A 25,254-nucleotide genomic window follows, 5' to 3' on the forward strand; every position below is an offset into this window, starting at 1 on the left:
TTCCACTTATATGGGAAAAGGTCTTCTTCTATTTAATCTCCAAACTTTTCATCAGAGATTTATCATTTGCTTTAGGCATCATAATGACCAAATACCCATCATGTATAGTAACCTGTACCATTTTATTATTCTTTATAAATACACGATCAGCATCCTGCTGATTTTCCTGTTCCTCTTGCCATCCCCATTCACGAATCGCTTCCAAATAAACTATGGGGAATATATCGTCTTTCTTAAGCCCTGGCAAAGAGTAAGTTACAACATCCATTTCTGTATTGCTTGCAGGTTGAGCCTTCTGATTGGCTTCTTTAGGAACAGGGAAACTCTTCTCGTTTGCTGCACCTTCAAAAGATTCCCAAGAAGGATCCGAACTTCCACATCCAACAAGAAGAATGGTTATCGTACACAATAGAATGAGAGCACGCAGCCATGTTATTCCACGCATGAATGTCCTCCTAACTCCAATTCGCGAACTAACCGAAAGTATCATATTCTGCTCTATATTTACTATTTATGATGGAGATAAATCATGTTCATTCTTTTTTACACTTTATTATTATACTTGCAAGACTATAACCTTCGGTGACAAAACTGTCACATCTATTATATAACTGACCGCATTCATTGTAGCAAAATATGAATTAATCCTTTCAAAATGAAGAGCCAACACAACAATTTCAAGTATTACTTACTCCATAAGGTAGTAGCAGTACCTGTGTAAACTACTCTCCTCTTTTGTTGCTGATTCTGGATTTATACTAGGTCATATAGACAATAACCCACCTAAAATTATTATTAATTTCACTAATATTCTTTTATAATTACCACTTTCATCTCATTATTCTGAAGTACGTGAAGTTATACTATAAATTCTTTATTAATAGGATGCGTACTAAATACTAGTACTTAAAAATAATATGTTTTGACAGATCACTAATACTAAATAAGACACAATTATTCATTATGCAATTTCGCCAGATTCATTATTCTAAAGTTATCCCCAAATATTATTTGTACAAAATTATATGTTAACTCTAGTTGTCGCGATTGTTATACACAGTGGATAAGTACATTCTATAGTCTAATCATCTTTATAGTAGTGCTATATGATCTAAAGATTTTACCTGCAAGTTAAGCATCCTTTTCCAGTCATGCGTATTACTAAAGTCCTCAAACCCCTCATACACCATTTTAACTGGATCATATATCACACCGATGTAATTGAACGAACTGATAGACAAGACTTGCCTAGGTACTATTGTCTCATGGTGTGTCTCTACTAATGCTTTTATATGATATTGTATAGCGAACTCTTGTACTTGAGCTAGGTAACCTGTTGCCGAAGCAAATAGCTCACTATATGGTTAACACCCTATCTATAAGCAGGGACACCTATTCGAATCATAGATACCTCCAAACAAACGGGGCTGCCTCTTCCATCGCATCATGGGGTATAGATTTAATATCCATGCTGGTCCTTCGATTCTACTAAGCCCAATTCTCGTGGTGTCAGATCAGGGATGGACACTGTATATACGGATAGTTTCATTTCACTCATCTCCATATTTTGAATATTTAAAGTTCACCTAGATCTAACAACTCTCTATTTAAATACTCCAGAAACACCTTATATCCTTTAAAAAACCACTAAAAAACACAAAGAAAAACCACCATTGATCGAAATCAATAGTGGTTCTTATGCTTGGCGACGTCCTACTCTCCCAGGACCCTGCGGTCCAAGTACCATCGGCGCTGGAGGGCTTAACGGTCGTGTTCGGGATGGGTACGTGTGGAACCCCTCCGCTATCGCCACCAAACGTGATTTTTCGAAGCTTACGCTTCTCGAAATCGCTGCGTGAAAATATCAGCCCTTAGAAAGGACATGCAGCTATCAGATGTTTGATCACCTGAAAACTAGATACGAACGAATCTGCATTGAAACACTTGTCTCCGTAGTTTTTCCTTCGATGCAAAGCGTAATGCTTCCGAAGTTATTTTTCCTACGGAAAACTTTTAGGATAAGCCCTCGACCGATTAGTATTGGTCAGCTCCGTGCATTACTGCACTTCCACCTCCAACCTATCTACCTCGTAGTCTTCAAGGGGTCTTACTAATTGGGAAATCTCATCTTGAGGGGGGCTTCACGCTTAGATGCTTTCAGCGCTTATCCCGTCCGCACGTAGCTACCCAGCTATGCTCCTGGCGGAACAACTGGTACACCAGAGGTGCGTCCATCCCGGTCCTCTCGTACTAAGGACAGCTCCTCTCAAATTTCCTGCGCCCACGACAGATAGGGACCGAACTGTCTCACGACGTTCTGAACCCAGCTCGCGTACCGCTTTAATGGGCGAACAGCCCAACCCTTGGGACCTACTTCAGCCCCAGGATGCGATGAGCCGACATCGAGGTGCCAAACCTCCCCGTCGATGTGGACTCTTGGGGGAGATAAGCCTGTTATCCCCAGGGTAGCTTTTATCCGTTGAGCGATGGCCCTTCCATGCGGTACCACCGGATCACTAAGCCCGACTTTCGTCCCTGCTCGACTTGTAGGTCTCGCAGTCAAGCTCCCTTCTGCCTTTGCACTCTTCGAATGATTTCCAACCATTCTGAGGGAACCTTGGGGCGCCTCCGTTACTCTTTAGGAGGCGACCGCCCCAGTCAAACTGCCCACCTGACACTGTCCCCGAACCGGTTTACGGTCCTAGGTTAGAACCTAGATACGATCAGGGTGGTATCCCAACGGCGCCTCCATAGAAGCTTGCGCTCCTATTTCTCAGGCTCCCACCTATCCTGTACAAATCGTACCCAAATTCAATATCAAGCTGCAGTAAAGCTCCATGGGGTCTTTCCGTCTTGTCGCGGGTAACCTGCATCTTCACAGGTATTAAAATTTCACCGGATCTCTCGTTGAGACAGCGCCCAAATCGTTACGCCATTCGTGCGGGTCAGAATTTACCTGACAAGGAATTTCGCTACCTTAGGACCGTTATAGTTACGGCCGCCGTTTACTGGGGCTTCGGTTCATAGCTTCGGGTTTCCCCTAACCACTCCCCTTAACCTTCCAGCACCGGGCAGGCGTCAGCCCGTATACTTCGCCTTACGGCTTCGCACAGACCTGTGTTTTTGCTAAACAGTCGCTTGGGCCTTTTCACTGCGGCCCCCTCGTGCTATTCACACTACCGGGGCACCCCTTCTCCCGAAGTTACGGGGTCATTTTGCCGAGTTCCTTAACGAGAGTTCTTCCGCGCGCCTTAGAATTCTCTTCTCGCCTACCTGTGTCGGTTTGCGGTACGGGCACCTTCTCCTGGTTAGAGGCTTTTCTTGGCAGTGTGAGATCATGACCTTCGCTACTATAATTTTCGCTCCCCATCACAGCCCAGCCTATTAGTGTGCGGATTTGCCTACACACAAGCCTCACTGCTTAGACGGACTATTCCATCAGTCCGCGTCACTACCCTGCTGCGTCACCCCATTACTCATAACGGATTACGGTGGTACAGGAATTTCAACCTGTTGTCCATCCACTACGCCTTTCGGCCTCGCGTTAGGTCCCGACTTACCCTGAGAGGACGAGCCTTCCTCAGGAAACCTTGGGCTTTCGGCGGATCAGATTCTCACTGATCTTTTCGTTACTTATACCGGCATTCTCACTTGTATAGTGTCCAGCGCTCCTCACGGTACACCTTCAACCCCTATACAACGCTCCCCTACCCCAGATGCGATTTGCATCTAGCCATAGCTTCGGTGGTGTGTTTAGCCCCGTTACATTTTCGGCGCAGAGTCACTCGACCAGTGAGCTATTACGCACTCTTTCAATGGTGGCTGCTTCTAAGCCAACATCCTGGTTGTCTGTGCAACTCCACATCCTTTTCCACTCAACACACACTTGGGGACCTTAGCTGATGGTCTGGGCTGTTTCCCTTTCGACAATGGATCTTAGCACTCACTGTCTGACTCCCGGATATAAGTACATGGCATTCGGAGTTTGACTGAGCTTGGTAACCCTTGCGGGCCCCGCACCCAATCAGTGCTCTACCTCCACGACTCTTCATCCGAGGCTAGCCCTAAAGCTATTTCGGGGAGAACCAGCTATCTCCGAGTTCGATTGGAATTTCTCCGCTACCCCCACCTCATCCCCGCATTTTTCAACATGCGTGGGTTCGGGCCTCCAGTGCGTGTTACCGCACCTTCACCCTGGACAGGGGTAGATCACTCGGTTTCGGGTCTACGTCCACGTACTATATGTCGCCCTATTCAGACTCGCTTTCGCTGCGGCTCCGCCTTCTCAGCTTAACCTTGCACGGGAACGTAACTCGCCGGTTCATTCTACAAAAGGCACGCCATCACCCATTAATAGGGCTCTGACTTTTTGTAAGCACACGGTTTCAGGTTCTATTTCACTCCCCTTCCGGGGTGCTTTTCACCTTTCCCTCACGGTACTGTTTCACTATCGGTCGCTAGGGAGTATTTAGCCTTAGCAGATGGTCCTGCTGGATTCATACGGGGTTTCACGTGCCCCGCACTACTCGGGATACGTCTCGGAGGGAATACACTTTCAGCTACAGGGCTTTTACCTTCTATGCCGGGCCTTTCCAGACCTCTTCGCTTAATATATTCCTTTGTAACTCCATGTGAGACGTCCCACAACCCCAAGGAGCAAGCTCCTTGGTTTGGGCTAATCCGCGTTCGCTCGCCGCTACTGACGGAATCACTATTGTTTTCTCTTCCTCAGGGTACTTAGATGTTTCAGTTCCCCTGGTCTGTCTCTACCCACCCTATGTATTCAGGTGGGAGTGACTGCGTATTACCACAGCCGGGTTTCCCCATTCGGACACCCCCGGATCAAAGCTTGCTTACAGCTCCCCGAGGCAGTTTCGTTGTTCGCCACGTCCTTCATCGACTCCTAGCGCCTAGGCATCCTCCGTGTGCTCTTAGTAGCTTAACCTCAATTTTTCTCAAAGAGAAAATATTGTAGCTACTTTTACACTTTGTTTTGTTAACAAGTAACAAAACGTAAATATAAAAGAATGTTTCAACTTGCAAATTCGTTCGTTATCTAGTTTTCAAGGATCAAGTTCCTACCGCTTGTTCAGCGGAAGAATATCATATCATTTCTTTCCTCACCAGTCACCCGGTAAGTATTGGAAAAGATATTACTTTGAAAGATTGCTCTTTCAAAACTGAACACGAGTGAGTGTCGACTTTACATTGCAAAGTCTATTTACGCCGACTTACATCGGACGCTTTGAATGTTTCCGTTGCAGGAAACGATTCTCCATAGAAAGGAGGTGATCCAGCCGCACCTTCCGATACGGCTACCTTGTTACGACTTCACCCCAATCATCTACCCCACCTTCGGCGGCTGGCTCCCTTGCGGGTTACCCCACCGACTTCGGGTGTTGTAAACTCTCGTGGTGTGACGGGCGGTGTGTACAAGACCCGGGAACGTATTCACCGCGGCATGCTGATCCGCGATTACTAGCAATTCCGACTTCATGTAGGCGGGTTGCAGCCTACAATCCGAACTGAGACCAGCTTTGTTGGGATTGGCTCCACCTCGCGGTTTCGCAGCCCGTTGTACTGGCCATTGTAGTACGTGTGTAGCCCAGGTCATAAGGGGCATGATGATTTGACGTCATCCCCACCTTCCTCCGGTTTGTCACCGGCAGTCTGCTTAGAGTGCCCACCATAATGTGCTGGCAACTAAGCATAAGGGTTGCGCTCGTTGCGGGACTTAACCCAACATCTCACGACACGAGCTGACGACAACCATGCACCACCTGTCTCCTCTGTCCCGAAGGCCGCCACTATCTCTAGTGGATTCAGAGGGATGTCAAGACCTGGTAAGGTTCTTCGCGTTGCTTCGAATTAAACCACATACTCCACTGCTTGTGCGGGTCCCCGTCAATTCCTTTGAGTTTCAGTCTTGCGACCGTACTCCCCAGGCGGAGTGCTTAATGTGTTAACTTCGGCACCAAGGGTATCGAAACCCCTAACACCTAGCACTCATCGTTTACGGCGTGGACTACCAGGGTATCTAATCCTGTTTGCTCCCCACGCTTTCGCGCCTCAGCGTCAGTTACAGCCCAGAGAGTCGCCTTCGCCACTGGTGTTCCTCCACATATCTACGCATTTCACCGCTACACGTGGAATTCCACTCTCCTCTTCTGTACTCAAGTCACCCAGTTTTCAGTGCGACCCAGGGTTGAGCCCTGGAATTAAACACCAAACTTAAATGACCGCCTGCGCGCGCTTTACGCCCAATAATTCCGGACAACGCTTGCCCCCTACGTATTACCGCGGCTGCTGGCACGTAGTTAGCCGGGGCTTTCTTCTCAGGTACCGTCACCTTGAGAGCAGTTACTCTCCCAAGCGTTCTTCCCTGGCAACAGAGCTTTACGATCCGAAAACCTTCATCACTCACGCGGCGTTGCTCCGTCAGACTTTCGTCCATTGCGGAAGATTCCCTACTGCTGCCTCCCGTAGGAGTCTGGGCCGTGTCTCAGTCCCAGTGTGGCCGTTCACCCTCTCAGGTCGGCTACGCATCGTCGCCTTGGTGAGCCGTTACCTCACCAACTAGCTAATGCGCCGCAGGCCCATCTGTAAGTGGCAGATTACTCCGCCTTTCAGTGTCTCCCCAGGAGAGGAAACAAGTTATCCGGTATTAGCTACCGTTTCCGGTAGTTATCCCAGTCTTACAGGCAGGTTACCTACGTGTTACTCACCCGTCCGCCGCTAAGTGATTTGAAAGCAAGCTTTCAAATCACTCCGCTCGACTTGCATGTATTAGGCACGCCGCCAGCGTTCGTCCTGAGCCAGGATCAAACTCTCCATATAAGACCAAACGAAGTTTGGTTGACCGTCATTTAATTGATCCATCTCCTTGCAGAGAAGATAATTAAATGGCGATTTAATGAAAAGAGCGATTCGCTCATTTTGAAACAAACTGACGAGAAATTTCTTTCTCTATCAAATGATTTCTCATTTGTTTTGTTCTCACTTTCGTGAAAACCACTCACTCGTTGTTCAGTTTTCAAAGATCAATTTCTTTCATTCTTCGCCGTTAGTTACTCTCGGCGACAACTTCTATATCATAACATGTCCGGTTCGTTTATGCAAGCTTTATTTTACTCATTATTTTGTAAGAAGTAATGCTTGCTTATTCATTCAAAGGTTGTTCGAATGACCGGACTAATAATATATCATGTATGAATATTGAATGCAAGCTTTTTTATTTATTAAAGTTTACAATATCCATGCAATCTAAACAGCCGTAATTTCCTATACCATTAGAAAACACGGCTGCATCTATTTGTACGCTATTTTTTATTTTTATAGTTGTCCATCGGTGTCTACAATTTCCTCTATGTACAGATGGCGGCTTTGTTCTAAATTAATAATATCACCATTAATAGAAACCATAGGCCGAGTTGGATTATTACTATTCGAAAATACGATTTCTCCAATTTGATCACTACTTAGACGTACGACGGTTCCATTATGGAATTCCGTCACTCTTTTAATAAACACTTGTACTAATTCCGGATCTAATTTACCGAAAGATTCTGCATGGATTTGTTCCAACACTAAATATGGAGATTGACCCAATCGATAAACTTTATTCAGAGTCATCGCATGAAATATATCTACTATCCCAACCATTTTGGCGTAAATATGAATTTTGCTACTCTCGACATTCATTGGATACCCAGTGCCATCAACTTTCTCATGATGTTGCAATGCAGATAAACGTACACCCTCATTGATCCCAGTAACATTTTTCAAAATCTGATATCCATATTTCGTATGTTGTCGCATTTCTTTAATTTCATCTGTCGTTAATGTCGAAGGCTTATACAATACAGCTGGATCTACCTTTATTTTACCGATATCATGAAATAATCCAGCAAATGCAGCCTGCAACCAATCCTTCTGTGGAAGACCACACCATTGAGCAAGTTTATAAGAGGATAAAGCACACAAAACGGCATTGTGATAAATATAATCATAATCATTTAATATACATGGAGTAAAGGAAAGTATATGGTACTCCTTTATGTGACTGACCATTCTCTCCAATTGATTACGAATCTCATAAATGGGAATTCCCGCTGCTAGAACAGAAGAATAACCATTCTTAGTAAGGTTAACCATCCTTTCATACTCTTTAACGAAAGAAGATCGTTCATTCTCAGAAATACTAGGAGCATTAACCACTAATTTGTCAGCTGTTAACGTAGTATCTTTATTAGCTAGTATATCCTTTGCTTGGATCCCCTTATCGCCTACTTCCTGGATTTCTACATAATCTACAAGAAATGCCCTTAGAATATCTAAATCTCGAGCAAGCAATATCGTCTCTTTATGAAAAAGAAGTGCACCTAATGGCGTGAATACATCTTTTGTTAATTTGGACCCTGGTTTCACATTTAACACGGACACATTATACATAGATTGATAGCACCTCTACTTCACCATTGTTATTCATAACCTGAGTATTCCAATTAGTTTTTAGATTTGCGTAATTATGAAATTGATTCTTATTATATTATTTATTGGTTGACGTAACAATCATTATAATACAATTTCAATACATTATTCTAAAATAGATGAATAAATGTTTACCTTCTACTTTCTTATATTTAAAAATGACCCCGGTACAAGTACCGAGGTCATTTAAATATGCAATTCTAAAACTTTATCTTGTGATCATATTAATCTTTGAAGAATAACTTCTACTCTTCTTCTGTCGATTCATCTTCCATATCCACTAGCGAATCGGCATCTTCTACAGAAGTTTCTATAACTTCTGTTTGTTCTTCAACGATGCCAGAGTTCACACTTACCTCACTGTATTCTTCGTCATCTTCAGGCAAGTCTTCTGTTTCTTCTGTTTTATCTACACGACATACAGTAGAAACAGCATCATCTTCATGTACATTAATCAACTTAACACCTTGAGTATAGCGGCCCATGGTCGATATTCCTTCCATACTCATACGGATTAGGATCCCAAGTGTAGTAATAATCATCAAGTCTTCGTCATTCTTAACTACCTTCAATGCAATAACCGCACCATTCTTCTCGGTCACATTAATGGTCTTAATACCTTTACCACCACGACTTTGTGAACGATAATCACTAGCTGGTGTTCTCTTGCCGTATCCATTGGCCGTAACAATTAAGATGTCTAAGTCCTTATCAATGACATCCATACCAATGACAAGGTCATCATCTCCTAAGCGGATACCCCTTACGCCTGTTGCACTTCGACCCATGGAACGGACATCATTCTCAGAGAAGCGAATAGACATCCCTTGAGATGTACCCATAATCACTTCTTGTTCGCTCGTAACAAGTTTCACTCCGATCAGAGCATCATCATCACGAAGATTAATTGCAATCAGACCGCCCTTACGAATATTGGTATAGTCTTCAAGTGGCGTTTTCTTCACAACACCTTGTTGAGTCGCAAAGAATAGATAATCTTCACTCTCGAATTTCTCTACTGGAATTACGGCGTTAACAGTCTCACCTTGTTCGATCTGAATCAAGTTGATTATCGCCGTTCCACGCGCTGTGCGGCTCAAATCAGGAATTTCATAAGCCTTGAGACGATATACCTTTCCTCGATCTGTAAAGAACAAGAGATAATGATGCGTATTCGTTGCGAATAGATGTTCAACGAAATCTTGATCTTTCGTATCCATACCCATTACGCCACGGCCACCACGCTTCTGACTACGATAGGTAGTTGCAGGCAGACGTTTAATATATCCTGAATGACTGATGGTGATGATTACTTCTTCTTGTGGAATAAGATCCTCATCAAGGATGCTCTCTTCACCAACTGTGATTTCAGTTCTACGTTCATCATTGAAACGTTCTTTAATTTCATTCAGTTCTTCACTAACGATTTGTAATATTAGTGATTCATTAGCTAATATTTCACGATATTCTGCAATCTTCTTCATGAGTTCTTGGAACTCATTCTCAATTTTATCACGTTCCAACCCTGTAAGGCGTTGTAGACGCATCTCCATAATAGCTTGCGCCTGCTCAAGACTTAGATCAAATTTAGACATAAGTCCATCACGTGCAATATCTGAGGTTTGTGAACTACGGATCAGTGCGATAACTTCATCTAAATGATCAAGTGCTATACGCAATCCTTCCAAGATATGTGCTCGTGCTTCCGCCTTTTTCAGTTCAAATTCTGTGCGACGACGGATGACAACTTTTTGATGTTCGAGATAATGATATAACATTTCATACAAGCTTAGAGTTTTCGGTTCATTATTAACAATAGCTAACATGTTCATCCCAAAAGTGGACTGCATCGGTGTCTGTTTGTATAAATTATTCAGTACAACATTGGGATTCACATCGCGACGTAGTTCCACAACTACACGCATACCATTACGGTCTGATTCATCTCTTAAATCTGTAATACCATCTATGTTCTTATCACGAACAAGTTCAGCAATCTTCTCAACAAGTCGTGCTTTGTTAACTTGGTATGGAAGCTCATATACAACGATACGTGCTTTATTATTATATTCTTCAATATTAGCCTTAGCTCGCATCGTTACAGAACCACGTCCGGTCTGATAAGCTTGTCGGATACCATGGCGTCCTAAGATGTAACCGGCAGTTGGGAAATCGGGTCCCTTGATATATTCCATTAACTCAAGTGAGCTAATTTCTGGATTTCTAATCAAAGCCTGAACACCATCAATGACTTCACCTAGGTTATGTGGTGGAATATTAGTTGCCATACCTACGGCAATCCCTGATACACCATTCACCAACAAGTTAGGGAAACGTGATGGTAGAACCATAGGTTCTTGTTCTTCACCATCATAGTTAGGTTGAAAATCAACTGTATCCTTGTTGATATCTCTTAACATTTCCATTGCAATTTTAGATAGGCGCGCTTCCGTATAACGCATCGCTGCAGCCATATCACCATCAACAGAACCAAAGTTACCATGACCCTCTACGAGCATATAACGCATTGAGAAATCCTGTGCCATCCGTACCATGGTATGATATACCGCTGTATCTCCGTGTGGGTGATACTTACCAATAACGTCACCGACAATTCTGGCTGATTTCTTAAATGGTTTATCTGGGGTCATCCCCAAGTCATTCATTGCATACAAAATACGACGATGCACGGGCTTCAATCCATCTCTTACATCTGGCAAAGCTCGGCTTACGATAATACTCATCGCATAGTCCATAAATGACTCACGCATTTCTACTCCGATGTCCCTGTCTTTAATCTCTTCCGGCATGCTGTACCTCCTCCAATTCCTATCAACCATCAATAAAATACGATATATGTAAATAGAAATAGTAATCTTAATTATATTACTTTCTTAAAAGGCAAACAATTAAACGTCAAATCTGACAAAGGGGCAAAATCACCCTTTTTTATACATTCTTATATTTTAAAAAATAGGGATATGCCCTGCCTTCTTATACTGCTCATTCATACAATGTTGAATAAATCCCTAACTCTTAGTATACCATTCTTTTACTGCCTTGTCTTAATTTTCGCCTTATCAATATGTCCATAATAAATGTTGAAAGGATGAATACTCTTGGCTATTCAGCGCATCTCAAGCAAATGGTCTAAAACCAAAGTGCTTCTGCGAGATGAGCATATCTCAACACATATCCCTGTTACCTGTAAATACTCCCCGGATGCTCTAGCTAGGCTATTAAGTGAATTTAACGTCGTCTTTTTGAAGCCTGATATAGGTACTTATGGGCGTGGTGTATTGTCTATTGAACAATTGAACCAAGAGAATCTAGACTCAGACGTTAATATCCAGACTAATCCCTATCTTTATCGACTTCGCTATGCTACGAAAACTCTGATGTTCTCATCTCTTGAGGAACTGGATCTTGGACTGCAGCCATACATCCACGATTGCACCTATTTAATTCAACAAGGCATTCACTTATTGAATTACAATAATCGTCCTTTCGATTTACGAGTCCTCACCCAAAAGGGTCCTAATCAACAATGGTTCTCCACTGGTATCATAGGACGTGTAGCAGCACCAAATAAGGTCATTACCAATCATCGTAGTGGGGGAAAATGCCAAACGTTAGAAACGTTACTGTCACCGTATATGAATGCCATGGAAATATTGAATCAACAGCGAACACTGAAAAAGTTAGGTGTTGCCGTTGCTCAGCAGCTTCAAAAGAAATATCCCAATATTAAAGAACTCGGGCTTGATATCGCTATTGATGATCATTATTCGCCTTGGATATTAGAAGTAAATACCCTTCCTGCCTTATTTCCTTTCAAAAAATACATTGATGACAAGGAAATCTATCGTCGTATCCATCGTTATGCTGTATCCTATGGGAGATTTTCCGCAAGCTGAAACGGCTAAGCCGTCCTTTTTAAGGACGGTATCCGTCTCTGCCGAAATATAAGAGTATAAAGTATGAAGAATCAATTTCATAATTACGCAACCCGATTCATGTGCATCGGCGATTATGAAATTGATTCAAGTGAAACTTATATTTTCTTATATTTAGAAAGAAAAAGAGAAGATGCTCCGTTAGCACCTTCTCTTTTCTCTGCAAAAATTGGTTTTAAACATCCAAGTTCTTAACTGACTTCGCATGTTCATAAATAAAATCACGTCGCGGTTCTACATTGTCGCCCATTAGTGTATCAAATAAACTATCTGCTAACATGGCATCATCAATCGTCACTTGAAGCATTGAGCGGCATTCTGGATCCATCGTAGTTTCCCATAATTGGCCTGCATTCATTTCTCCAAGTCCTTTATATCGTTGAACATTATATTTAACATTAGCTCCAAATTCACTAATGATTTGATCTCTTTCCTTCTCCGAGTTTGCATAACGGATCACCTTATTGCGTTCCACTTTAAACAAAGGCGGTTGTGCAATATAGACATATCCAGCATCAAGGAGTTTTCTCATATAGCGGTAAAAGAAAGTCAACATTAGCGTACGAATATGCGCTCCATCAACATCGGCATCTGTCATAATGATTACCTTGTGGTAACGAGCTTTACTGATGTCGAAATCCTCACCAACGCCAGTTCCCATTGCAGTAATCATATTACGAATTTCAGCATTAGAGAGAATACGGTCTAATCTAGCCTTCTCAACATTTAGTATTTTACCACGTAGAGGGAGAATGGCTTGGAAATGTCGATCTCTACCTTGCTTGGCAGAACCCCCCGCAGAGTCCCCTTCGACGATGTAAAGCTCACTGATCGATGCATCTTTGGAGGAACAATCCGCTAGTTTACCGGGCAATGAACCGACTTCTAACGCACTCTTGCGTCTTGTTAACTCACGAGCCTTACGAGCTGCCTCTCTAGCTCTTGAAGCCTGTAGACCCTTTTCTAGAATACGACGAGATACTGCTGGATTCTCTTCAAGGAACTCCTGTAGCTTCTCAGCAAACAATGATTCCACGATCCCGCGAACTTCACTGTTTCCAAGCTTTGTTTTGGTTTGGCCTTCGAACTGTGGCTCTGGAATTTTCACAGAGATAATCGCAGTTAATCCTTCACGGACATCATCACCTGTGAGATTCGAGTTATTGTCTTTAATCATACCAGACTTACGAGCATAATCATTGATAATACGTGTTAACGCACTCTTAAATCCAGATTCATGTGTCCCGCCTTCATGCGTATTAATATTATTACAGAACGAATATATATTCTCTGTATAGCTATCGTTATACTGCAAGGCAACTTCCACCTGCATCATATCACGCGAACCTTCTACGTAAATAGGTTCCTCATGAAGAGCTTCTCTTTTTTCATTTAGGTATTTCACATATTCTTTAATTCCGCCTTCATACATGAAATGGTTCGATAGTTCCGTTCTTTCATCCGTTAATGTTAGAGCTATCCCTTTATTCAAAAATGCAATTTCACGAACACGTGACAAGAGCGTTGGGTAATCAAACTCAGTTGTCTCCGTAAAAATCTCTGGATCTGGATGGAAAGTTACAGTTGTACCATGTTCATCTGAATCACCTATGATTTTCACATCATATTGAGGCACACCGCGGCGATATTCTTGCTGATAGATATGTCCTTCACGTTTAACCGTTACAACAACTTTCTCAGATAAGGCATTTACAACAGATACACCAACACCGTGCAAACCACCAGAGACTTTATATCCGCCACCGCCAAATTTACCACCTGCATGGAGTACGGTCATAACCACTTCTAAAGCCGGACGTTTCATCTTTGCGTGTTCCCCTACGGGAATACCGCGTCCGTTATCTACTACAGTCACGCTATTATCTTTATGAATTGTAACTTCAATGTGATCACATATACCGGCCATTGCTTCGTCGATACTATTGTCCACAACTTCCCAGACTAAATGATGCAAGCCCTTTACACTAGTTGATCCTATATACATACCCGGACGCTTACGAACAGCTTCTAGGCCTTCTAGTACCTGAATCTGACTCTCATCATACATTGGTTCATTCATAGACATGCCTTCACCTACTTCTATATATTCTGGATCCTATTATTCTAAATATTTGTATAGAACACGTTTACTCTCTTTTTAAGAGTTACAGAAGAAATCGGCGAATAATAAACTGTATCTTTTGTCACAACAATAGATTTAGGTTCTTCTTCCCCAATATTGACTAATGTCTTTTCCTCTTTAACGTGATTTACAAATTTTTTGGAAATTTTGGATGACTTCTCAATGGATATGTCAAAAATAGCAATGAGCTCTGAAGAACGAATAATTCTTTCTCCGCCCAAATGTATATACATCGTGACCCTCCACTCTTTTATGAACCCACCTGACCAGAATGCACATGAAAGATATTTGCATTCTTTAACTTATCCGTATTCAGACTCTCAACACCCGTTGCAGTGATGAACGTCTGGACTTTACTCTGAAATGTTTCAATGAGCTGTGTCTGACGATATGGATCAAGTTCAGATAATACATCATCGAGTAATAGGACCGGATACTCACCAATTTCTTCCTTGATCAATTCAATCTCAGCCAATTTAAGTGATAGGGCAGTTGTCCGCTGTTGCCCTTGAGACCCATAGGTGTGTACTTCTTTACCGTTTATGTAAAAGGTCATATCATCACGGTGAGGCCCCGCAAGTGTCATGCCGCGCCTAATTTCTTGATCCTTTAGTTGTCTTAACTTTATCATAAATTGCTCAAATAAAACAGCTTCATCTTCCTCAGTGACTTCTCCGAACGATGGAACATAACGTAATTGGAGATCTTCACTCCCATTAGTTATCCCATGATGAATGGCCTCAGCCCACTTCTGCAACTTAATTATAAATTGTTTCCTTTTTTTTATAATTTTAACACCATGCTCCACAAGTTGTTCATTCCAGATGTCCAACAAACCTTCTTGAGTATCCACTTTGCCCCATAATTGCTTTAGGTAATTGTTACGCTGAACTAATATCTTTTGATACTGTTGCAAATGATATAGGTAGCTAGGCTGTACCTGACCAATCTCCATATCAAGAAAACGACGACGAATTCCTGGAGTACCTTTAACAATTTCCAAATCTTCTGGTGCGAACATAACGACATTGAGTGAACCTATGAACGCACTTAGTTTTCGTTGTTCAAGCCCATTAATCTTCGCTTTCTTCCCCTGAGCGGATAACCTCAGTTCTAATAAAACATCTCCATATTTCTTCTCAACCGTTGCTGATACATGTGCACTTGTTTGTTCAAATGCTATAAGTTCACGATCCTTCGACGTACGGTGACTCTTGGTAAGTGCTAATACAAATATGGCTTCAAGTAGATTGGTCTTGCCTTGAGCATTCGGACCTATCAACAGGTTGACATCCCCGAAGGAATTCAGCTGTAACTGTTCATAATTACGATATTGCTGCAAGTTGATGTTTCTTACAAACACATGTAACCCTCCTCATTTTCCATCCCTGTAACGAAGTTATGGGCTTTGAGGTGGTCGATCACGATTCCTTTGTGACCTCAAATGTACCTTCATCCGTGACCTTTACAATATCACCAGGATATAGTTTGCGACCACGGCGTTCTTCTAATTCTCCATTTACGGAGATCATTCCTTCTTGAATGAGTGCCTTAGCCATTCCACCTGTAGATACACAATTAGACAATTTCAAGAATGTATCCAGTTTGATATATTCACTGTGGATAATAATTTTATTCATTTTCTTTTCCTTTCTGGTTCAATACCCTGTTGTTTAGTTATTGGTTCGATAAGGCAAAATGACGAATAAACTTTGGCTATCATCCATAGGTTTGAGCACGATCGGACTCATTATACCGGTGAAAGCAATCATTAACTGTTCACTTTCAACTATTTTTAGAACATCTAACATATATTTAGAGTTAAAGGAGATGCGTAATGGCTCACCTTTGAAATCAATTAAATCAAGTTCCTCTCGTACTTTACCTAATTCCGTTGAACTAGAAGATATTTCAATTCCGCCTTCTTCCAAAGTTTGCAACCGCACAATATTGGTTTTTTCTTCTCTCGACAACAAATAAGCACGATCGATTGATTCACTTAATTTTTTTGTTTCAACAATTAGTTCTGTTTTATAGGTTGACGGAATAATTCTAGAAGTATCCGGATAAATTCCTTCCAGAATTCTTGAATAGAAGAGAACATGATCTATTTTGAATAATACTTGATTATCTGACACGACAATATCAACTAACGTATTCTGATCGGGAATAATCTTGCTTAATTCATTTAATGTTTTACCAGCAATTACGACGTTGTTGAATTTAATATCTGTAGCGTTCAAATAAGCTGAACGTGTAGCTAATCGATGGCGATCAGTCGCAGTAAATTTCAACTCATTATTCTCTAAATTCCATAGAACCCCTGTAAGAATAGGTGTTGTCTCATGTGTAGATATCGAGAATCCTGTTTGTTTAATCATATTTTTCAATAAATCACCTGGAACAGATACCGTTTCGTTCCCCTCTATAGCAGGCAGAATAGGGAATTCTTCAGGATCAAGGCCAACCATTTGGATTTCTGTAGCACCTGATGAAATATAGGTGTGAAATTGTTCCTTTACCTCCATTTTAATTTCCTGTGAAGGCAATTTCTTAATGATTTCTACAAAGAATTTAGCAGGCAGAACGACACTACCCGTTTCCTCAATTTGGACAATCGTATGTTTATCATCTTCAACTGGAATAAAGGATTGAATAGAAATATCTGTATCACTTGCCGTAAGTGTTACACCTTGATGATTTACATCTAATTTAATCCCACTAAGAATAGGGATCGTTGTACGGCTTGAAATAGCTTTATACACTTGTTGAATGGATTCGTTTAAATAGTCTTTTAGAATAATGATTTTCATTATTTCACTCCTTGGGAAATTCGGAAAAAGGGTTAGAATGGACGACCTTTTTCACACTCTTTATAGATGATTATTCTTTATATATTTTATTAGTAATAGTAATAGGCGCGGTGGATATGTGGATAACCCTAATTCGTTTAATAAAATCAAGCCTATCCACATGTGTATAGATTGTGTATAGGCTTTAACTTGTTCAGGTAGGATTTTTGATCTTTTCTATGAGATTATTTACAACTTTAAATAGATCCTGATCAACTTTGAGCAATTGCGATATCTTCTCATGAGCATGGATTACGGTTGTATGATCTCTTCCACCGAATGCTTCGCCTATTTTAGGTAAAGAATAGTCAGTTAATTCTCGTGAAAGATACATAGCAATTTGCCTTGGGAATGCAATAGCCTTCGTTCGTTTCCGTGCCTTAAAATCATCCATACGCAGGTTGTAGTATTCTCCTACTTTTTGTTGAATATCCTGCATCGTGATCATTTTGGGACGGCTTGATGGAATAATATCCTTTAATGCTTCAGCAGCTAAATGAGTAGTTACATCTTGATTCGTCAGTGATGAATAAGCTACTACACGGATTAATGCACCTTCTAATTCACGTATGTTCGTGTCAATTTGATTCGCTATATACATCATAGCCTCATTGGGAATATCCAAGTTTTCAGCTTTCGCCTTTTTGCGCAAAATGGCAGTTCTCGTCTCGAGATCTGGTGGTTGGATATCCGTAATCAAGCCCCATTCAAACCGTGATCTTAAACGTTCTTCTAACGTCGGAATCTCCTTAGGCGGCCTATCACTAGAAATAATTATTTGTTTAACTTCTTCGTGAAGGGCATTGAATGTATGGAAGAATTCTTCTTGGGTGGACTCTTTGCCTGCAATGAATTGAATATCATCTACGAGAAGAATGTCGACACTACGATATTTATTGCGGAAACTTTCCGTTCGATTATCCCGAATGGAGTTAATAAATTCGTTCGTAAACTTCTCGGAAGATAGATAAACAACCTTACTATTTGGATTATGTTCCAGAACGTAATGGCCAATGGCATGCATTAAATGTGTTTTTCCTAGTCCTACACCACCATATAAAAAGAGCGGGTTATAGGCTTTGGCTGGAGCTTCTGCAACTGCCAAAGAAGCTGCATGAGCGAATCGGTTACCTGACCCAATAACGAAAGTATCAAAGGTATACTTCGGATTAAGCATGTGTGTCATGGATTCTTCATGAGAAATTTGAGGTTGTGAAGAAGTAAAGGTAGGAATCGTATCCTCAATCTTTGCCTCTTCAATAACAAATTTAACTTCAAGTTGCTTGCCGATCACTTCAAAAAGAGTAGAACCCACTAATTTTGTATAGCGACTCTCAAGCCATTCCACAGCAAATGTAGTCGGGGCTGAAATTACAATGGATTGTTCATTCATTGTGGTAGCCTTAGTTGCCTTAAACCAAGTATCGAAACTGGGCTTACTTAGCTTGGACTGAATTATAGATAAGATTTGTTGCCATAGTTCGGAAGTATGGCTTTCCACAGATATTGTCACTCCTTTAAATCTCCAAATCAGGCTTGAGCCATGAGGACTTTTGTCGAATAAAAATGAAATATGGTTCATTTATCCCCAGAACCCTCTAATGAGCAAACATAAAAAAATGGATAAATTGAACTTGTTCACAACTTTATCCACAGGTTGTTGATAATATTGAGCTATTTTATAACTATTCACATTAAAAAGTATTACTATCATAGCAAAAGAACCGCCTTATTTCAATGATTGCTGCCATTTTATCCACAAACTCAATAACTTGTGTATAATTTTTATGAACACCACAAGATATTGTTTATAATTTGTTAAATATTCGACAGCATCTTGTAAAATATAAAAAAACTTATGCACAGCTTGTGCAGTAATTCATCGAAAATGATAATTTTATGAACAAGTGGATAAGTTTATTTTTAAGTCATAAATTTAAAACAGCTGTGGAAAACTTTTTTTTGGATATATTAATTGAGGTAAAAGAGGAATCGTATGGATTGTTGACTTTCATACGACTACATGGTTATAATATAAAAAGGCATTTTCTATGGTTATGGAAATGATTAAATTATGATAGTAATTCCTGTTAGGGGGTGCAATACATGGGACCAACTTTCAAACCGAACGTGAGCAAACGAGCAAAGGTTCATGGTTTCCGTAAAAGAATGAGCACGAAAAACGGCCGTAAAGTGCTGGCTGCTCGTCGCTTAAAAGGCAGAAAAATATTGAGTGCGTAATGTGAGCATGCATGAAGACCACTGCGGTGGTCTTTTTTTCTATTAATAATTGAAGTAACTATTCTGTTATGAAATATTTCATGATTTTATATTGGTTTATGGGTTCTGAAGAGTGCCTATACTATATGTAACAAGCAGAAATTATAAATTGAAGTGAAATTGGGAGAGACTCGTGCAAAAAAGATTACGTTTACGAAACCGCGCTGACTTCAGTCGCGTATATCGTCATGGAAAGTCATTTGCAAATCGTCAATTTGTGACCTATTGGTTCACGAAGAAAGAAGTTGAGCAATTCAGAGTTGGTATTTCAGTTAGTAAAAAGGTAGGGAATGCAGTTGTTCGTAATCGGTTGAGGAGAATGGTGAAGGAAATTGTACGTCATCATCAATCGGAATTAATAGAGCATATAGATCTCGTATTTATTGTTCGAAATGGTGCTCTGGACATGCCTTATAAAGATATGGAAAAGAGTATTCTGCATGTGTTACGTAAAGCGTCACTTCTGAAGTCTTGCAAGCGATGAAGTGATGTTTATTTGTCCCTATGATTATGTTATGATTTACTATGAAATGTAGCATGTAGAGAGGGGTTATCGAGTGTCACGATTGAATACTAAACTGGGTAGGAAATGGATCCTCCTCAGCATGATGATGATTACAGTAATGACCGTACTATCAGGATGTGGAACGAATGCAGCTCCAACCAAAACTCTAGATGAATTGGCAGAAGGCGGTTTTTGGCAGAGTAATGTAGTATATTGGTTCGCCAAAGCACTTGATACGTTCGCAGGTTGGTTTGGTGGAGAATATGGACTTGCCGTATTACTCATGGTGATTATTGTTCGTACAATCATTCTACCATTAACCATTAAACAGGTTAGAAGTTCTAGAGCAATGCAAGCAATACAACCCGAACTAGCAAAAATTAAAGAGAAATACAAGGATAACCCTGAGCAACAACAACAAGAAACGATGAAGTTATTCCAAGAGAATAAAGTGAATCCTATGGCAGGCTGTCTACCATTAATTGTGCAGATGCCAATATTTATCGCTCTTTATAACTCTATATATGGTAATGAATTATTACGTCATGGTGAATTCCTATGGTTACAACTAGGAGAGCCTGACAAAACATTTATTCTTCCTCTTTTAGCTGCACTAACAACATTCTTGCAGACGAAGATGATGATGAAGATGAACCCGACGCCACAACAAGGTATGATGCAGTTCATGATGTTTGTTTACCCAGTATTGATCTTCTTCATGTCTTACAATTTCCCAGCAGCGTTACCTTTATACTGGTTCTTCAGTAACTTGTATACATTGGTACAGAACTTCTTCCTATATCGTAAAAAGGGAGATGTAGCTACTACTTCAGGAGTTGTCGCAGCAGGTAATAGTAAATCGAATATTAAAGGAAGCCAAGGCAAGGGCCAAGGCAACCATAATCATTCAAGCAAGAAGAAAAAGGGGGCAAAAAGGTCTAAATGAGCAACGTCATCGCGTCAGGAAAAACCGTTGAAGAAGCTGTGAATAAAGGACTTTCCCAACTTGGGGTTAGCCAAGACCGTGTAACGGTTAATATACTTTGTCAGCCGTCAAAAGGATTCCTGGGACTGATCGGTGTCAAAGAAGCTAAAGTAGAACTTACTTTACTTGAAAAACGAACACCAGATCCAGTAATTGAGACGGTGAAGCTTCAATCTAATTCTAGCAATCTAGATGTAGTTGAGGGAGACCCTTATGCTGTAGCAGTACAATTCATTATTAATGTTGGAACAAGCATGGGATTAGAAGTAAAGGTAAATGTTCAACATGGAAAAGATGCCACAACACTTCATATCAGTGGGCCAGATTTAGGACTTATGATTGGTAGAAGAGGTCAAACCCTTGATTCTCTTCAATATTTAGCTAATATCGTAGCCAATCGTGTATCAAATAGTTTCATTAGGATCATTCTAGATGCAGAGAATTTCCGTGAACGACGTAAGAAGACACTTGAGGAACTAGCGGATCGTTTGGCGGATCGAGTCATTCGTTCACATAAAGATGTAGTTCTTGAGCCAATGTCTCCGCAAGAACGAAAGGTTATTCATGCTAAGCTTCAGGATCATAAGCAGGTGAAGACCTATAGTAAAGGCGAAGAGCCGAACAGGCGTGTAGTCATTTCGTTGAAATAAATGGGATTCTATATAGATGCAATGACTCTCTGAAAGGGATAGGGATTCATTGCATTTTTATGTTTTATATGAAAGGGTGAGTTCTTTGATTAGTGATACTATTGCAGCAATTGCCACAGCTGTTGGAGAAGCTGGAATAGCAGTCATCCGCGTGAGTGGACCAGAAGCTATTCTAGAAGTGGAGCGGATATTTAAAAGCCGCATCAAACTAACAGAAGCAGATTCACATACAGTTCATTACGGACATATTATCAATCCTCATACAGGTGAGGAGATTGAAGAGGTCCTGACCACAGTAATGAGAGCACCGCGTTCTTTTACAATGGAGAATGTGGTTGAGATTAGTGCACATGGTGGCGTTATTTCAGTTACAAGAGTGATGGACATTCTATTGCAACAGAATATTAGACTGGCTGAACCAGGAGAATTTACGAAACGTGCATTCTTGAATGGACGGATTGACTTATCCCAAGCTGAGGCTGTTATTGATCTTATTCGCTCAAAATCCGATCGTGCTTTTTCAATTGCATTGAAACAGGTAAAAGGTGATCTATCTCAGCAAATTAAAAATCAAAGACATACATTGATTGAGACTATGGCTCATATTGAAGTGAATATCGATTATCCTGAGCATGATGTGGAATCGATGACCTCTTCTTTCATCAAAGATAAATGTAGCGAGGTTATGACTGGGATCGATAAGTTGCTAAAGACAGCAGAAGAAGGGAAGATCTTGCGAGAAGGGATTACAACAGCTATTGTTGGACGCCCTAATGTAGGTAAATCTTCTTTGTTAAACACGTTAGCGCATGATAACAAAGCGATTGTGACAGATATCCCAGGAACTACCCGTGATGTGATTGAGGAGTTCGTAACGATTAATAATATACCTCTTAAGTTGCTAGATACAGCGGGCATACGTGAGACGCTTGATGTTGTTGAGAAAATTGGGGTAGAGCGTTCAAAGAATGCAGTGAATGAAGCAGATCTTATTCTGCTTGTATTAGATGCCAGTCAACCTATTCATGAGGATGAATTGGTATTAATGGAACAAATCCGTGGTAGACAATGTATTGTGATTATGAATAAAATAGACTTACCATCCGTGGTAGACATGGATGTGGTAACGCGTTACATTGATAAGGATCTCATTGTTCAAATGTCCGTAAAGCAGCAAGAAGGTATTGATGCATTGGAAAATGCGATATCAAAGTTGTTCTTTAGTGGGCAATTGGAGTCCAATGATTTAACTTATGTAAGTAATGTTCGCCATATTGCTTTATTAAAGAAGGCGAAGCAATCGCTACAAGATGCTTATGATGCTGCAGAGCAGCTTATTCCTATAGATATGATTCAGATTGATGTTAGATTGGCTTGGGAGCAACTTGGAGAAATCATTGGGGATACAGCAGGGGATTCGTTGCTCGATCAGATTTTCTCACAGTTCTGTTTAGGTAAATAAATGGTTGAATGAATATATATTCAAATGAAGGAGGTAAGGGCATGAGTTATGTTGGAGGAAATTATGATGTTATTGTCATCGGTGCAGGTCATGCGGGTGTTGAAGCGGCATTAGCTTCTGCTCGAATGGGTTGTTCAACATTGATCATAACAATCAATTTAGATATGGTTGCTTTTATGCCATGTAATCCATCTATCGGTGGACCGGCTAAGGGGCATGTAGTTCGCGAAATTGATGCACTAGGTGGCGAAATGGGTCGAAATACTGATCGGACATTTATTCAAATGCGGATGTTAAATACCGGTAAGGGACCAGCTGTTCATGCATTACGGGCGCAAGCAGATAAATTCTCTTATCAGCACACAATGAAGGAAACGTTGGAGAAAGAACCTAAGTTAACCCTACGCCAGGGAATGGTTGAGGAATTGATTGTCGAAGATGGACATTGTGTGGGTGTTATTACGAAGACAGGCACGGAATATCGAGGTAAATCGATTGTACTCACAACTGGAACTTATTTACGAGGTAAAGTTATTATGGGTGAGTTGATGTACGAAAGTGGCCCGAACAATCAACAACCATCAGTAAAATTAGCGGAGAACCTTCGTGAACATGGATTCGATCTTGTCCGGTTCAAGACAGGTACTCCACCACGTGTGCATAAGGATACGATTGATTTCAGCAAGACTGAAATTCAACCAGGAGATGATAAACCTAAATTCTTCTCATATGACACTGTTTCTTCAACCAATGAGCAACTACCTTGTTGGTTAACTTATACATCAGTTGAGACACAAAAGATTATTACGGATAATCTCCATCGTGCTCCGATGTTCTCTGGCTTAATTGAAGGAACTGGGCCACGTTATTGTCCATCGATCGAGGATAAGATCGTTCGTTTTAGCGATAAAACAAGACATCAAATTTTCTTAGAACCAGAAGGCAAGAACACATCAGAATATTATGTACAAGGCTTATCAACTAGTATGCCAGAAGATGTACAGCTATCCATGTTACGTTCAATTGAGGGCTTGGAAAAAGTAGAAATGATGCGAAATGGTTATGCTATTGAATATGATGCGATGGTGCCAACACAATTATTGCCGTCACTAGAAACTAAAAAAATGCCTGGATTGTTCACAGCAGGCCAGATTAATGGTACATCAGGTTATGAAGAAGCTGCAGGTCAGGGAGTTATGGCAGGAATTAATGCGGCGCGTAAGGTACAAGGTAAAGAGGCTGTTGTTCTTAGTCGCTCCCAAGGTTATATTGGGGTTCTTATTGACGACCTAGTGACCAAGGGAACGAACGAACCGTACCGTTTGTTAACTTCACGTGCTGAATACCGTCTGTTACTTCGTCATGACAACGCAGATCTACGTCTAACACAGATTGGGCATGATATTGGCCTGATCACTGATGAGAGATATGCAAGATTTCTATTTAAAAAGGAAACTGTAGAGATGGAGATCGAACGTCTGCGTGAAGAAAAGGCTAAACCCAAGGCAGTGAATACTCTCTTAGAAGCTTCTGATTCATCGCAAATTCAAGATGGAAGTAACATGTTGGTTCTTCTTCGTAGACCTGAGATTAACTATAGCCACATTGAACAACTTTCTCCTTCTCCGTATAATCTTACGGATGAAATGAAGGAACAAGTGGAAATTCAAATTAAATATGCAGGTTATATTGAGAAGCAAATGGCACATGTTCAAAAGTTACAGAAGATGGAGAAGAAGAAGATGCCTGATTCAATTGACTATACAGAAATCAATGGTTTGGCTATAGAAGCACGTCAGAAATTAGAGAAAATTCGTCCAATTTCTATTGGGCAAGCGTCACGTATTTCGGGAGTTACACCTGCGGATATTTCTGTGTTGCTAGTATATCTCGAACATTATAATCGTGTAACAGCAGCAAGGGGCTAGATC

16 protein-coding genes and 3 rRNA genes are annotated in these 25,254 nt (G+C 40.9%); 7 read left to right on the forward strand and 12 right to left on the reverse strand.

The features are described from left to right. Positions 1-28: 28 nt before the first annotated feature. From LPB68_RS11895 to gyrA, 6 genes are all read right to left on the reverse strand, one after another. On the reverse strand, positions 29-445 hold the full coding sequence (locus tag LPB68_RS11895; RefSeq protein WP_068661313.1) for a hypothetical protein: 417 nt from the start codon (positions 443-445) through the stop codon (positions 29-31). 1,255 nt (positions 446-1,700) lie between these two features. Then, positions 1,701-1,817, reverse strand: a 5S ribosomal RNA gene (gene rrf, locus LPB68_RS11900). A 197-nt stretch (positions 1,818-2,014) separates the two neighbouring features. Next, a 23S ribosomal RNA gene (locus LPB68_RS11905) occupies positions 2,015-4,945 on the reverse strand. Between the two features lie 336 nt (positions 4,946-5,281). After that, positions 5,282-6,837: ribosomal RNA gene (locus LPB68_RS11910) — 16S ribosomal RNA — on the reverse strand. Together the 16S, 23S and 5S rRNA genes form the textbook arrangement of a ribosomal RNA operon. A gap of 495 nt (positions 6,838-7,332) precedes the next feature. Further along, the gene (locus tag LPB68_RS11915; RefSeq protein WP_068660913.1) at positions 7,333-8,451 is read right to left on the reverse strand and encodes an HD-GYP domain-containing protein; all 1,119 of its coding nucleotides are present in this window, start codon (positions 8,449-8,451) and stop codon (positions 7,333-7,335) included. A 284-nt stretch (positions 8,452-8,735) separates the two neighbouring features. After that, positions 8,736-11,300: a DNA gyrase subunit A gene (gyrA, locus tag LPB68_RS11920; RefSeq protein WP_099458718.1), complete on the reverse strand. Its 2,565-nt coding sequence runs from the start codon at positions 11,298-11,300 to the stop codon at positions 8,736-8,738. A 309-nt stretch (positions 11,301-11,609) separates the two neighbouring features. On the opposite strand from gyrA, the gene LPB68_RS11925 reads away from it, so the two are divergent. Beyond that, on the forward strand, positions 11,610-12,407 hold the full coding sequence (locus LPB68_RS11925) for a YheC/YheD family protein (protein ID WP_068660909.1): 798 nt from the start codon (positions 11,610-11,612) through the stop codon (positions 12,405-12,407). A 214-nt stretch (positions 12,408-12,621) separates the two neighbouring features. Here the strand turns inward: LPB68_RS11925 and gyrB are convergent, their stop codons facing one another. The 6 genes from gyrB to dnaA all read right to left on the reverse strand — a co-directional run bounded on the left by gyrB (position 12,622) and on the right by dnaA (position 18,942). Next, the gene (gene gyrB, locus LPB68_RS11930; protein WP_068660907.1) at positions 12,622-14,532 is read right to left on the reverse strand and encodes a DNA topoisomerase (ATP-hydrolyzing) subunit B; all 1,911 of its coding nucleotides are present in this window, start codon (positions 14,530-14,532) and stop codon (positions 12,622-12,624) included. 38 nt (positions 14,533-14,570) lie between these two features. Further along, positions 14,571-14,822, reverse strand: a complete 252-nt coding sequence (gene remB, locus LPB68_RS11935; protein ID WP_068660905.1) for an extracellular matrix regulator RemB — start codon at positions 14,820-14,822, stop codon at positions 14,571-14,573. A 17-nt stretch (positions 14,823-14,839) separates the two neighbouring features. Continuing rightward, positions 14,840-15,952: a DNA replication/repair protein RecF gene (gene recF, locus LPB68_RS11940; protein ID WP_068660903.1), complete on the reverse strand. Its 1,113-nt coding sequence runs from the start codon at positions 15,950-15,952 to the stop codon at positions 14,840-14,842. A gap of 58 nt (positions 15,953-16,010) precedes the next feature. Beyond that, positions 16,011-16,229 (reverse strand): S4 domain-containing protein YaaA, encoded by a 219-nt coding sequence (gene yaaA / locus LPB68_RS11945; RefSeq protein WP_068660901.1) that lies wholly within the window; start codon positions 16,227-16,229, stop codon positions 16,011-16,013. Positions 16,230-16,262: 33 nt separating this feature from the next. Further along, positions 16,263-17,402, reverse strand: a complete 1,140-nt coding sequence (gene dnaN / locus LPB68_RS11950) for a DNA polymerase III subunit beta (RefSeq protein WP_068660899.1) — start codon at positions 17,400-17,402, stop codon at positions 16,263-16,265. 193 nt (positions 17,403-17,595) lie between these two features. Beyond that, on the reverse strand, positions 17,596-18,942 hold the full coding sequence (dnaA, locus tag LPB68_RS11955) for a chromosomal replication initiator protein DnaA (RefSeq protein ID WP_068660897.1): 1,347 nt from the start codon (positions 18,940-18,942) through the stop codon (positions 17,596-17,598). A 605-nt stretch (positions 18,943-19,547) separates the two neighbouring features. Between dnaA and rpmH the strand changes: the two genes are divergently transcribed. From rpmH to mnmG, 6 genes are all read left to right on the forward strand, one after another. Next, positions 19,548-19,682 carry a 50S ribosomal protein L34 gene (rpmH, locus tag LPB68_RS11960; protein ID WP_068660895.1) on the forward strand — a complete coding sequence of 45 codons (135 nt, stop codon included), beginning with the start codon at positions 19,548-19,550 and terminating at the stop codon, positions 19,680-19,682. 172 nt (positions 19,683-19,854) lie between these two features. Beyond that, positions 19,855-20,205 (forward strand): ribonuclease P protein component, encoded by a 351-nt coding sequence (rnpA, locus tag LPB68_RS11965; protein WP_068660893.1) that lies wholly within the window; start codon positions 19,855-19,857, stop codon positions 20,203-20,205. Between the two features lie 73 nt (positions 20,206-20,278). Next, positions 20,279-21,172, forward strand: coding sequence for a YidC/Oxa1 family membrane protein insertase (locus LPB68_RS11970; RefSeq protein WP_068660891.1), 894 nt, complete (start codon positions 20,279-20,281; stop codon positions 21,170-21,172). Beyond that, entirely contained in the window at positions 21,169-21,861 is a 693-nt protein-coding gene (gene jag / locus LPB68_RS11975; RefSeq protein WP_068660889.1) for an RNA-binding cell elongation regulator Jag/EloR, read from the forward strand. Before LPB68_RS11970 ends, jag begins: the two co-directional genes overlap by 4 nt. An 85-nt stretch (positions 21,862-21,946) precedes the next feature. Next, positions 21,947-23,323 (forward strand): tRNA uridine-5-carboxymethylaminomethyl(34) synthesis GTPase MnmE, encoded by a 1,377-nt coding sequence (gene mnmE / locus LPB68_RS11980; protein WP_068660887.1) that lies wholly within the window; start codon positions 21,947-21,949, stop codon positions 23,321-23,323. A gap of 41 nt (positions 23,324-23,364) precedes the next feature. Next, entirely contained in the window at positions 23,365-25,251 is a 1,887-nt protein-coding gene (gene mnmG / locus LPB68_RS11985) for a tRNA uridine-5-carboxymethylaminomethyl(34) synthesis enzyme MnmG (protein WP_068660885.1), read from the forward strand. The last annotated feature ends 3 nt before the right edge of the window (positions 25,252-25,254 follow it).

The organism is Paenibacillus crassostreae (genome assembly GCF_001857945.1).
Lineage (GTDB): Bacteria > Bacillota > Bacilli > Paenibacillales > Paenibacillaceae > Paenibacillus_AQ > Paenibacillus_AQ crassostreae.